Genomic DNA, 11,324 nt, shown 5'->3' on the forward strand with positions numbered 1-11,324 from the left:
CCTGCGGCTTTGCCGTGTTTTGGGGTTGGCGAGACAGGTAACGACCGATGATCGGAATGTGGCTGTGAGGGGATCCACGGCGCGGGCCGGGAGGCCCGTCACTCCGGCCGACATGATCCTGTCGGCCGGGGTCTTCGCCGTGTCCATTCTGTTCATTTACGGAAAGAAGGATCTGAGGCTCGAGATACCGCTGAGCGGGGCCAGCGCGGCCCTGCTGCTGGCGAAGAAGCGCCTCCCCCTGGTGACACTCGCCGGCTGTCTGCTGTGCACCGCGATACTCGCGGTGCATCTGCGGTGGTCGTACCCGATGACCCCGGCGACCTTCGTCGCCCTGTACGCGGTCGGGCGCTATTGCAGCCGCGCCACGGCACTGGCCGCGGCGGTCGGCACGATGATCATCGGCTTCACCGTCTCCGAGCTGATCCAACGCATCCCCTCCTACACCCTCCACAACGTCCGTGACCTGGGCTGGGTGGTCTTCGCCGTCCTCGCGGGCGCCTGGGTGCAGACCCAGTCGGTCTACGTCCGCGACGTCGAGGAGCGGGCCGAACGCGCCGAGCGGGAACGTGACGAGGAGGCGCTGCGCCGAGTCGCGGAGGAGCGGGTGCGCATCGCACGGGAACTGCACGACATCGTCGGGCACGCACTGATGTCGATCAACGTGCTGGCGTCGGTGAGCTCCCGGATCGTCGAGCGCAATCCGGAGGCGTGCCGGGACGCGATGGGCCAGATCAAAGGGGTCAGCAACTCGGCCCTCCGGGAGATCCGCAGCACGCTGAGCCTGCTCCGCGAGGGTGCCGCACCGCTCAAGAACCCCGAACGCGGGATCGAGGACCTGCCCGCGCTGATCGAGCAGGTTCGGCTCGGCGGCCTGCCGGTGACGTTCAAGTCCTACCTCGACGACCAGAAGGTCCCGGCGATCGTCGGGTTCACGGTGTACCGGATCGTCCAGGAGAGCCTGACGAACGTCTGCCGGCACGCGAAGGACGTCACCAAGATCGTCGTCGCGATCGCCTGCGCGAACGACCACCTGGACGTCTCCGTCGTCAACGACGGTGCTCCGGCCGCTCCCAGCGAGGGCGGCGGAATCGGCATCCAGGGAATGCGCGAGCGCGTCACCGCGATCGGCGGCCGCCTGGACACCACGGCGCTTCCCGGTGGCGGCTTCCGCGTCCACGCCCGTCTGCCGCTGAAGGAGACATCCGCATGACGATCCGCGTCCTGCTGGCAGACGACCAGACGACCGTACGGGCCGGGTTCCGTATGCTCATCGACTCGACCGAGGACATGCACGTCGTGGCCGAGGCGGGCAACGGCGTCCGTGCCGTCGAGATGGCCCGCGCCGTCGTGCCGGACGTCGTCCTCATGGACATCCGCATGCCGGGCATGGACGGCATCGAGGCCACCCGCCGGATCACCTCCGACCCGGCGCTGCCCGACGTGCACGTCCTGATCCTCACGACGTTCGAGCACGACGAGTACATCTTCGGCGCGCTGCGGGCGGGAGCCGCCGGGTTCCTGCTGAAGGACACCGACCCGGACGACCTCCTCGAGGCGATCCGGGTGGTCGCCTCGGGAGAGGCCCTGCTGGGCCGCGGCCTGACCCGCCGGGTGATCAAGGAGCTCGTCGCCCAGCCGGAGCACCCGGAGCCCGGCGGCAAGGACCTCGAGGTGCTCAGCGAACGGGAACGCGAGGTCCTGCTGCAGATCGCGTACGGTCTCACCAACGAGGAGATCGCCGCCAAGCTGCACCTCAGCCCCGCCACCGCCAAGACCTACGTCCACCGGATCATGACGAAGCTGCACGCCCGCGACCGGGTGCAGCTGGTGATCTTCGCCTACGACCAGGGGCTCGTACGGCCCCGGCCCTGATCAACGGCCCTGGATCGGCGATGACAAATGTCATCGCGAACCCAGGATCGGGCACACTAGGGCGCTGACCGGCGCGAATCTAACGTTCTTTCCATGAACGCCATCGCCTTCACCGGGGTCGCCAAGAGCTACGGAGCCGTCCGCGCCGTCGAGGGGCTGGACCTCACCATCGAGGACGGCAGCACCGTCGCGCTGCTCGGCCCGAACGGAGCCGGCAAGTCCACCTCGATCGGCATGCTGCTCGGTCTCGTCCGGCCTTCGGCGGGCGAGATCAGCGTCTTCGGCGACACCCCCGACGCCGCGGTCAAGCACGGCGCGGTCGGCGCGATGCTGCAGGACGGCGACCTCATCCCCGGGCTGACCGTCCGCGAGGTCGTCTCCTTCGTCCGCGGCCTGTACCCCGACCCGATGCCGCTGGAGGAGATCCTCGCGCTGGCGAACCTGACCGACCTCGCCCGCCGCCGGGTCGACCGGCTCTCCGGCGGGCAGGCGCAGCGGGTCCGGTTCGCGATCGCCATCGCCGGGGCGCCCCGGCTCCTCGTGCTGGACGAGCCCACCGCGGCGATGGACGTCGAGTCCCGCCGGTCGTTCTGGGCGAGCATGCGGGAGTACGCCGCCGCCGGCCGGACCATCCTGTTCGCCACCCACTACCTGGAGGAGGCGGACGAGAACGCCGACCGGGTCATCGTCATCGCCCGGGGCCGGGTCGTCGCGGACGGCACGCCCCAGGAGATCAAGGCGACGGCCGGGGCCGGGACCGTCCGGTTCACGATCGGCGACCAGCCCACGGCCGGCCTGGACGCGCTTCCGGGCGTCAGCGCGGTCGACGTCCGGGGGCCGGTCGCGCGGCTGCACACCACCGACCCGGACGCGACCGTCCAGGCGCTGTACGCCACGGGCCTGCGGGTCACCGACCTGGAGGTCAAGGGCGCCGACCTGGAAGACGCCTTCCTCTCCCTCACCCACGACCGCTGACTCCCGGCTTCGGCTGAAAGGACGCAAACGATGCTTCGCTACCTGGGCCTGGAGATCCGGCGCATGTTCCGTGACCGGCGCTTCGTCTTCTTCACCATGGCCATCCCCGTCGTGTTCTACCTCCTGTGGTCCAACACCTTCGGCAAGGGCCCCGGCACGGTCGGCCACACCGGCCTGGACGCCAAGACGTACCTGCTCGTGTCGATGGCCTCCTTCGGTGCGGTCGGGGCCGCGCTGACCACGACGGGGGCCCGGCTCGCCGGCGAACGGCAGAGCGGCTGGCTGCAGCAGCTCCAGGTGACCCCGCTGCGCCCCTGGGCGGTCATCGTCGTCAAGACGCTCGCGTCGATGTTCCTGGCCCTGCCCGCGATCGTCCTGGTCGGGCTCGCCGCCGCGCTGACGCAGCACGTCCACCTGTCGCCCGGCGAGTGGGCCGCGATGATCGGCCTGATGTGGCTCGGCACGCTGCCGTTCGCCGCGCTCGGCACCCTGATCGGCTCGCTGGTCGGCGCCGACGCCGCCCACCCGGTCACGCTGGCCTGCTACTTCGGCCTGTCGATCCTCGGCGGCCTGTGGATGCCGGTCGACTCGCTGCCCAAGGCCCTGCGCCAGGTCTCCCACTGGCTGCCGTCCAACCGGTTCGCCCAGCTTGGCTGGAGCGCCGCCGGCGGGCACACCCCGGCCGCCTCCGACGGCCTCGTCCTCGCCGGCTGGGCGCTGGTCCTCGGCATTCTGGCCATCGCGGCCTACCGCCGCGCTACCGTTCGATCTCGATGAACCCTTTCTTCCCCGAAGGCGCCGGCGGGACGAATCCGTCCCGTTGGCGCCGTCTCGTCGGGATCTCGGTCGGCATGGTCTACCTGTTGATCTGGCCGCTGGCCGACGTGAGCCACGAACGCTCCACGACCCGCATCGTGCTGTCGGTCCTCGCGCTCCTGAGCTTCGTGGCGGCCTTCCTCACGCTGGCCATCAGCAACCGGATCTGGTCCGGGACCACGACGCGCCGCACCTATGTCCTCCTCGGGATCGTCACGGCCATGGCCGTCGCCTACCCGCTCCTGTTCGGTCAGGAGTGGGTGGGCATGCCGATCTACCTGGGCGTCGGGTACGCGATGACGCTGCCGCCCGCCTGGGCGATGCGCGGAGTCCTCGCCGCCACGGCGCTGACCTTCGCGCTGTGCGAGATCGCCCACGTCTCCGGCGGCACGGTGTTCCTGCTGACCTTCCAGACCTTCACCATCAGCCTGATCATGTTGAGCTTCCGCGGCAGCCGGATCCTGATCGCGCAACTGCAGGAGGCGCGCAGTGAGGTCGCCCGGCTCGCGGCGAACGAGGAGCGGCTGCGCATCGCGCGCGACCTGCACGACCTGCTCGGCCACACACTGTCGCTGATCGTCCTGAAGAGCGAGGTCGCGGTCCGCATCGCCGACCGCGACCCGGCCAAGAGCCTGGGCGAGATGAAGGACATCGAGACCGTCGCCCGGCAGGCGCTGACGGACGTCCGCGCGACGGTCAGCGGCTACCGGCGGCGCGACCTCTCCGAAGAGCTCGACAACGCCCGCGGGGTGCTGGTCGCCGCCGACATCGAGCCGTCGATCAGCACCTCCGGAACTCCCCTGCCGGACGGGGTCGACGACCTGTTCGCCTGGGCCGTCCGCGAGGGCGTCACCAACATCGTCCGGCACTCCCGCGCCCGTACGGCCGGCATCTCGGTCAGCCGCCTCGGCGCGGGCGCCGTCCTCGAGATCACCGACGACGGGGCGGGTCCGGCGGCGAACGGCAACTCCCCGGGCGTCGGCGGCAACGGCCTGACGGGGCTCGGGGAACGGGTCGCGCAGGTCGGCGGGTCGGTCGAGTCCGGTCCGGGCCCGGACGGCGGTTTCCGGCTGATCGTGCGCGCTCCGCTGGACACGCCGACGCCGGCCGCGTGAACAGCTCATCGTTCGTCGAAGAGGAACACGGATGATTCGGGTACTTCTGGCCGAGGATCAGGGCATGGTCCGCGGCGCGCTCGCCACCCTGCTCGGCCTCGAAGAGGACATCGAGGTGGTCGGCGAGGCCGCCGACGGCGACGAGGCCCTGGTCGTCGCCGAGCGGACGCGCCCCGACATCGCGCTGCTCGACATCGAGATGCCCGGCCGGAACGGCATCGACACGGCCGCCGCGCTCCGCACGGCCCTGCCCGACTGCCGAGTGATCATCTTGACGACGTTCGGCCGTCCGGGGTACCTGCGCAGCGCCATGGAGGCGGGCGCGTCGGCCTTCCTCGTCAAGGACAGCCCGGCACGCGAACTGGCGGCCGCGATCCGGCGCGTGCTGGCCGGCGAACGCGTCATCGACCCGGCCCTCGCCGCCGCCGCGCTGAGCGCCGGCCCGAACCCGCTGTCCCCCCGCGAACGCGAGGCGCTCGCCGCGGCGGCCGACGGCTCGACCATCGGCGACGTGGCGCGCAAGCTGCACCTGTCGGAGGGGACGGTCCGCAACTACCTGTCCGCGGCCATCCGCAAGACCGGCGCCCGCAACCGCATCGAGGCCGTCCGCGCCGCCCAGCGCCAGGGCTGGCTCTAGATCGACTTCTTTTCTGACGACATGAACCGGTCTTCTGTCAGGGCCGTATGCCGAAGTAGATGACCTTCCAAGCCCTCCATCCCGGGCTGGAGGGCTTGAGGGCCATCGACCGGCTTGTCATCGTCAGAAGGGATTCACGCATGATCCGCAAGGTCTTGCTGCCGCTGGGCCTCGCCGCCGGCGTTGCCGGCGGTGTCCTTTTCTCCACCGGCTCGGCCTCCGCCGCGACCTTCGTACCCGGTGGGGTCTACCCCTCGCTCCAGGCGTGCGCGGACGCGGGCAACGCGGGCTTCCCGCAGGGCCGCTGGGTCGGCTGGCACTGCGACCCGCTCGGCGGCGGCCAGTACGAGCTCTGGGTCCAGCCGACCTACTGATCTCTCGTCGGCGCCGTCCTTCCCGCCGGCGCGGGAAGGACGGCGCCGTTCCGGCGGTGCCGCCCCGGCGGCTCGGTCAGTCCCCCAGGCCGCTCAGCGCCTGCATGGCCTCCCGCTCCATGCGTGAAAGATCGCAGAGGATGGTGCCCGCCTGGACGAGGCACCGCGCATCACCCGATTCACCGGCCTTCGTGATCAGTGCCGCGACCTCCATCCACAGGATCGCCGCCTCGGTGTACAGCCTGTGGCCCGTACGCAGCCGGCCGCTGTCGAGCAGCAGGGCACATTCGGCGAGGAAGTCGCGGTAGAGGTTACGGAACAGGGCGCCGCCGGTACCGGCCTTCTCCATCAGGAGACCGGCCTGCGGTAGGTCCCGCTGCGGGTCGCCGGTGCGCTGAAGCCAGGTGCGCACCAGCGTGCCGGCCTTCTCGATGCCGCGGTGGCCGAGGTTGGCGATGGGAGGGTTGAGGAAGGCCTCGGCGCAGGCGGTGATGGCGGGAATGATCCGGTCCTGCGGGGACGGCGGGTCGCTCGGGGCGGTGAGGGTGAAGGATCGGTGCCTGGCCGTCATCGGGCCGCGCGCGGCCCTGGCCCGGGCGAGGCCGGTCAGGCTCGTGGACACCGCTCCGCCCTGCTGGTCGGTGTCCACCAGGTAGGCGTCGTGGTCGTCGTAGCCGTACATGGCGACGACGTGCCCGCCGAAGTGCACCTTCGAGGTGAAGTAGTCCAGGTGGTAGCTGTCGAGCTGCAGCCCGACCGGGCGGCCCGCATCGATGTGGGTCACCACGTGCTCCCAGGCCCTACGGGGAGACGTGGTCTCCCGGACCAGAAGCTCCAGCCCGAGCCGGGCGGCCAGGTTCCTGGTGAGCTCGAAGGGCTTGACCCGTCCCCCGAGGAACGGGAAGCCCATGTTCTTACCGTCCCAGTAGACGAAGGACAGACCGGAGCCGAGGCCGAAGAGCATGGGCTCGGACAGATCGAGCCCCTGGTGCCTCAGCAGCACCCCCAGAGCCGACGTCTCGCAGTGCTGCGTCCCTCGGGCATCGAGGTCGATCACCATGGCCATGCCGCGCTCTCCCGGAGGTTCGTCCTGCACGGCATCATCGTGGACCCTCCCCCTAGGGGAGAGTCGAACGCCGCACCCGCAGAGCCCCTCCGGCCATCATGACCACCTCCGCGGCACCGGCTATCCGCCCACCACGGCGACCTCGACGCACTGGTTGCCTTCCGTATCCGACCTGCTGCTCTTTCGCCAGTCCACAGCAGATGCGTCCGAGTTCATCCGCTCATCTCCATGATCGCCTTTTTGATGAGCGTAACCGAGGTTGTCTCGTCCAGGGAGTCCTCGATCATTTGTCGGAAGTCGGCGTGGAACCCAGCGACCTCATCGGCATCATGGAAGTAACGCTCGCCGACGCGATTCTCACAGAGGACCACATCGGGATCGACCGATCCGGCGAAGGTGAGAATCACGAACGGGTTACCGGCCGCTGGATACAGACCGGCGTCGTACGGCAGGACCCGCAGGCTGACATTGGGCAGTTCCGCCGCCTCGATCAATCTCTCCAACTGACTGCGCATGACCTCCGCTCCTCCAGCTTGCCGATGTAGCACGGCCTCGTCGAGGAGCGCATGCAGTTCGAGCGGATTGTCACCTTGTAGCCGTTCTTGGCGTTTGAGCCGTACGGCGATCCGTCGTTCGACCTCTTCGGCCGGAACGGTCAGACTGGAGGCGCGAACCACCGCGCGGGCATAGTCCGGCGTCTGGAGCAGTCCCGGCACCTTGCTCGGCTGGTAGTTGCGAACCAGTGTCGCTTCGGCCTCCAGTTGGATGTACGGGCCGGGTAGCAGGTCGCGGTAGGACGACCACCAACCGCCTCGTTTGCGCGCGTTGCGGCCGAGGTCGAGTAGCTGTTCAGCGGTCTGGGCGTCGACCCGGAAAAGTGCCAGCAGTTGGCGCAGGTCGCTGATGCTCACCGAGCTTTGGGCGTTCTCGATCCGGACGATCTTGTTGCTCGAGACCTCCAGGTGGGTAGCGACATCCTCCTGCGACATTCCGGCCTTAAGCCGCAAGGCTCGCAGTTCTCCGGCGAGCCTCCTCCGCAGTACAAGGGAAGCGCTCATTTTCTTACCTACCACCTTGTTATCTCTGAGTCGGTCGTCTACCGTGACGGCGAACACATGCTGTCACGAGTCAGTTACGGATAGGTGAGAAATGGTCGAAGACGGCCTCCCGACGTCCGAATCCGGCAACACGATCCAGATCAGGGAATCGATCGCCGCGCATCTCGAAGCCCTCGCGGAACGGCTTCGGGAGGAGGGGTGGTACGCGCGGGTCATCGTCTCCGAGGGGCAGGCGGCCTTACTGCGGGTGAACCCGCTCGCGCCGCCGCTGAACGACGACCTTTCGCTGCGGCGGGACCAGGCGGGGCTGTGGTGGTTCTGCTGGTCGTTCGGCGACCGGATCGCCCACGTCGACAACCTCGACATCGCCGCCGCCCGCATCGCCCAGGTCCTCGGCCGCCCCGAACCCTGAACGAGCCACCGCGGCGGCCGGGATCTTCTCCCGATGCCCGGCCGCCGCGGTCACCCACACCTTCTGGAGGCCCCCGGCATGTCCCCCGAGTGCACCGCCGACCCATCGCGCGAGCAGCAGTGGTCCTGCCGCCTGGACGGCGCCCCCTACGCCGTGGTGACCGCCCGCTCCCTGGCCACCGCCGTCCTGCTCGGCTGGAACGCCGACCTGGTCGAGGACGTCGTCCTGGTCACCAGCGAACTGGTCACCAACGCCATCTCCCACGGCGCCGCCCCCGTCACCTTCGCCCTCACCGTACGGAAAGGGGTCAAGCCGGCCATCGTCATCGACGTCACCGACGCCTCACCGGACCTGCCCGTGCAGGACCTGCCCGGCGAGGTCGGCCACTTCGGCCTGTGGATCGCCGAAGAACTCGCCCGCGTCACCGTCCACCCGGCCCCACCTGGCAAGACCGTCCGCGCCACCTTCGACGTCATCGACGCAAGCCTTCTACCGCCGGTCCCCTAGCCGAGCCCGCCTGCACTGCAGGAAATATCGGCGGCGACGACCGGGTCCTGGGCGAAAGTGAGAGACTCAACGTATGGACATCTGGGGTACGGGGCCACCCGCCCGTACGCGACACCAGTGTCGCTAGAGGAGCTGACCGGCCCGGTCAGCGGCCGGATCACCCTGCCCGGCCATCTCGACTGGGGCCCTCGCCGTACCTACGACCTCGACGAACCATCGGACGTCCGGCTCCTGTACATGCGCGTCATCCGCGAAAGCCCCACCGTGGACGATGTGCGCCGGCTTCTGAACGTTCGCCTGCTGCGGCAGGTATGGGCCGCCCTTGTCCTTCCACCCAGGGTCCGCAGGATGTGGGAGAGCCGGTTCCCCGACCTCCACCGTGCTGCTTGATGGACGACTTCCACCGCCGCTTGACCCAGATCGGTTTGGACGCTGCGGCTGAACATGGGTTCGCGCTGGCCGGCGGGTACGCAAGCGGACCCTGTCGTCTGCTCGGAAGGACCGCGACGTTCACCCGAATCGCATGAGGCCAGATCGCTCGGACCTCAGCCGGCCAGAGGTGTAGCCCCGTGTGACCGATGAGACGCTGCTTCCCACTCACGCGGGGGAACGTGCTCGCGGTCACGGGCGGCTGCGCCACGTTCACGACCCCGCCCACCTGCGCTGATCACGACTTCGGACCGCCGCATCAGGCATGTCATCGACAGATACCGATGCCTAGAAACGAAGATTCTAGGCATCGGTACCGTGTCTGAAACAAAAAATTAGGCATACCGATGACGCTGCCCGCATGTAAGGATGTAACGGTCATCAGAAACCGATTCTGACTGACGGTCACGTCGAAGATCATCACCGACGCGGCGACGCCCGCAACGGTGAGACCTAGCATGGTCGGTCAGATGAATCAATATCCGGGCATCGACTCGCCCTCCACGGGCCCGGGTGAATGCTGGACGACCTGGGTGTCCGGCCTCCCCCGACAGGTAGAAGTCTACGTTCTGGTCAACGGGCAATGGCAGTACGGCCTCACCACGACAGCCTCGCGTGTGAAATTCGGTGTAGTCTGACCGCTCTCTCATTATGTGAGATCAAAGACGATGAGCGGACGCGTGAGTCGCTCGTGGCCTGGTCGTGTGGCAGAGGAAGAACGCCAGTTCATCCGGCCGGTGGACCGAACGCCGGATCAGCTCCTGATGGGACGCCTCCGCAGTGGCGATCAGTGCCCGGTCATGGAGCCGGTGGCCTTTGGCGCCGTTGCCGCAGCCGCGCCGGTGCCGGGCCGAAGCGGGCAGGCCGGCCGCCAGGGCGTCGACGCGGTGGCGGCCGGCAACAAGCAACGGATCACAACATCAGACTGCCGTACTAGGAACGTCGCCGACACATATCGATGCAATGATTCTAGGCATAGATGCCGTATCACAAATACTGAATCTAGGCATACCGGCACCCTTGCCCGCATGCAATAATGCAGTGGCAGTCAGCGACCGATTCCGGTCGACGGCCACGTCGAAAGGCGAAAGATGGGCTTCAAGGCAAGAACGAAGGCCGTGCTGGGTCTTACCGTTGCGGGCGTCGCCGCGTCGATACTGATCCCCGCGACGGCGCAGGCGAGCACGCAGGTCACTATGTGCAACGAGATTGGCGGCACCGTAAACTACGCTTTTGAGCCGGTGGGTGAATATCCGGGAATCAACTCGCCCAACTTGTCCCAGGGTGAGTGCTGGTTTACCTGGATGGACGCAAGCGAATTCCCTCGCTGGGGGAATGAGTACCTGAATGGGAAGTGGCAGGGCATCGTGTACGCCGATAGTGATGGGCGCGTTCATCCGTTTTACCCGATGTAATGACATTCAAGTACTACGGGTGAGCCGTTCGATGCCCAGGGCATTCCTTCGGCGATGCCGGTGACGCCGGTGACGCCGGTGACGCCGGTCAGGCGTAGCGTGCCGGTGGTGTGCTGCGCCTGATCGGCCAGGATCGGGGGCGACGCTCCGGTCCAGGCCCAGTAGAGGCGCAGCACACCAGAACGTCTCTCGCGTGACGGGCCGCCTATGGTGCGGTGGCCGGGGTCGTCGGGGCGTCGCTTTGGCGCGAGGAGCGCAGGCGGCCGGCGCGGGACTCGAGGTAGCGCTGTTCGGCGAGGCCGGCGGTGGCCTTCGCGGCGCGCCGGTAGTGCTCGTACGCTCCGGCCGTGTCGCCGGTCCTCTCCAGCAGGTGCGCTCGTACGGACAGCAGCCGGTGGTGACCGGTCATCCGCTCGTCACCGTCCAGGGTGGCCAGCAGGGCGAACCCCGCCGACGGGCCCTCGGTCTCGGCGAGCGCGATCGCCCGGTTGAGAGTGACCATCGGATTGGGCGCGATCCGTTCCAGGATCAGGTAGAGGGCGTGCACCTGCCGCCAGTCGGTCTCCTCGGCCGTGGCCGCGTCGGCGTGCGTGGCGGCGATGGCGGCCTGGAGCTGGTACGGCCCCAGCGCCGGGCCGGCCAGCGACG

At 68.5% G+C, this 11,324-nt stretch carries 15 protein-coding genes and 1 pseudogene; 11 read left to right on the forward strand and 5 right to left on the reverse strand.

Translation table 11 applies throughout. The features are described 5' to 3' along the window. The first annotated feature begins 58 nt into the window (after positions 1–58). From NDW01_RS34060 to NDW01_RS34090, 7 genes are all read left to right on the forward strand, one after another. Positions 59–1,210: a sensor histidine kinase gene (locus tag NDW01_RS34060; protein ID WP_252828457.1), complete on the forward strand. Its 1,152-nt coding sequence runs from the start codon at positions 59–61 to the stop codon at positions 1,208–1,210. Beyond that, positions 1,207–1,872 carry a response regulator transcription factor gene (locus tag NDW01_RS34065; protein ID WP_252781084.1) on the forward strand — a complete coding sequence of 222 codons (666 nt, stop codon included), beginning with the start codon at positions 1,207–1,209 and terminating at the stop codon, positions 1,870–1,872. Before NDW01_RS34060 ends, NDW01_RS34065 begins: the two co-directional genes overlap by 4 nt. Before the next feature lie 93 nt (positions 1,873–1,965). Then, complete coding sequence (locus NDW01_RS34070) at positions 1,966–2,847, forward strand: ABC transporter ATP-binding protein (protein ID WP_252828458.1); 882 nt, start codon at positions 1,966–1,968, stop codon at positions 2,845–2,847. 30 nt (positions 2,848–2,877) lie between these two features. Beyond that, positions 2,878–3,624, forward strand: a complete 747-nt coding sequence (locus tag NDW01_RS34075; RefSeq protein ID WP_252781086.1) for an ABC transporter permease — start codon at positions 2,878–2,880, stop codon at positions 3,622–3,624. Then, positions 3,621–4,778, forward strand: coding sequence for a sensor histidine kinase (locus tag NDW01_RS34080; protein WP_252828459.1), 1,158 nt, complete (start codon positions 3,621–3,623; stop codon positions 4,776–4,778). The genes NDW01_RS34075 and NDW01_RS34080 overlap by 4 nt, the downstream gene beginning before the upstream one ends. A gap of 31 nt (positions 4,779–4,809) precedes the next feature. Continuing rightward, on the forward strand, positions 4,810–5,415 hold the full coding sequence (locus NDW01_RS34085; protein WP_252828460.1) for a response regulator transcription factor: 606 nt from the start codon (positions 4,810–4,812) through the stop codon (positions 5,413–5,415). Between the two features lie 140 nt (positions 5,416–5,555). Further along, positions 5,556–5,789, forward strand: a complete 234-nt coding sequence (locus NDW01_RS34090) for a hypothetical protein (RefSeq protein ID WP_252828461.1) — start codon at positions 5,556–5,558, stop codon at positions 5,787–5,789. A 76-nt stretch (positions 5,790–5,865) separates the two neighbouring features. Here NDW01_RS34090 and NDW01_RS34095 read toward each other — a convergent pair whose 3' ends face one another. The 3 genes from NDW01_RS34095 to NDW01_RS34100 all read right to left on the reverse strand — a co-directional run bounded on the left by NDW01_RS34095 (position 5,866) and on the right by NDW01_RS34100 (position 7,913). Beyond that, the gene (locus NDW01_RS34095; RefSeq protein WP_252828462.1) at positions 5,866–6,885 is read right to left on the reverse strand and encodes a BtrH N-terminal domain-containing protein; all 1,020 of its coding nucleotides are present in this window, start codon (positions 6,883–6,885) and stop codon (positions 5,866–5,868) included. 90 nt (positions 6,886–6,975) lie between these two features. Beyond that, a complete protein-coding gene (locus tag NDW01_RS44530) occupies positions 6,976–7,071 on the reverse strand; it encodes a DUF397 domain-containing protein (RefSeq protein ID WP_406567785.1) in 96 nt (31 codons plus the stop codon). Then, positions 7,068–7,913, reverse strand: a complete 846-nt coding sequence (locus NDW01_RS34100) for a helix-turn-helix domain-containing protein (RefSeq protein WP_252828463.1) — start codon at positions 7,911–7,913, stop codon at positions 7,068–7,070. The genes NDW01_RS44530 and NDW01_RS34100 overlap by 4 nt, the downstream gene beginning before the upstream one ends. 91 nt (positions 7,914–8,004) lie before the next feature. Here NDW01_RS34100 and NDW01_RS34105 point away from each other — a divergent pair, with 91 nt between their 5' ends. The 4 genes from NDW01_RS34105 to NDW01_RS34120 all read left to right on the forward strand — a co-directional run bounded on the left by NDW01_RS34105 (position 8,005) and on the right by NDW01_RS34120 (position 10,676). Next, entirely contained in the window at positions 8,005–8,325 is a 321-nt protein-coding gene (locus NDW01_RS34105) for a hypothetical protein (protein ID WP_252828464.1), read from the forward strand. 78 nt (positions 8,326–8,403) lie between these two features. Further along, positions 8,404–8,832 (forward strand): ATP-binding protein, encoded by a 429-nt coding sequence (locus tag NDW01_RS34110; RefSeq protein WP_252828465.1) that lies wholly within the window; start codon positions 8,404–8,406, stop codon positions 8,830–8,832. A gap of 117 nt (positions 8,833–8,949) precedes the next feature. Next, entirely contained in the window at positions 8,950–9,222 is a 273-nt protein-coding gene (locus NDW01_RS34115) for a hypothetical protein (RefSeq protein WP_252828466.1), read from the forward strand. Between the two features lie 1,130 nt (positions 9,223–10,352). Next, complete coding sequence (locus NDW01_RS34120; protein WP_252828467.1) at positions 10,353–10,676, forward strand: hypothetical protein; 324 nt, start codon at positions 10,353–10,355, stop codon at positions 10,674–10,676. Here NDW01_RS34120 and NDW01_RS34125 read toward each other — a convergent pair. Further along, positions 10,664–10,852 (reverse strand): hypothetical protein, encoded by a 189-nt coding sequence (locus tag NDW01_RS34125; RefSeq protein ID WP_252828468.1) that lies wholly within the window; start codon positions 10,850–10,852, stop codon positions 10,664–10,666. The two genes, NDW01_RS34120 and NDW01_RS34125, sit on opposite strands and share 13 nt — an antisense overlap. Before the next feature lie 29 nt (positions 10,853–10,881). Next, a pseudogene (locus tag NDW01_RS34130) lies at positions 10,882–11,324 on the reverse strand (RNA polymerase sigma factor); the annotation flags it as partial.

It is taken from the genome of Actinoallomurus soli, assembly GCF_024055715.1.
In the GTDB taxonomy this organism is placed as follows: domain Bacteria; phylum Actinomycetota; class Actinomycetes; order Streptosporangiales; family Streptosporangiaceae; genus Actinoallomurus; species Actinoallomurus soli.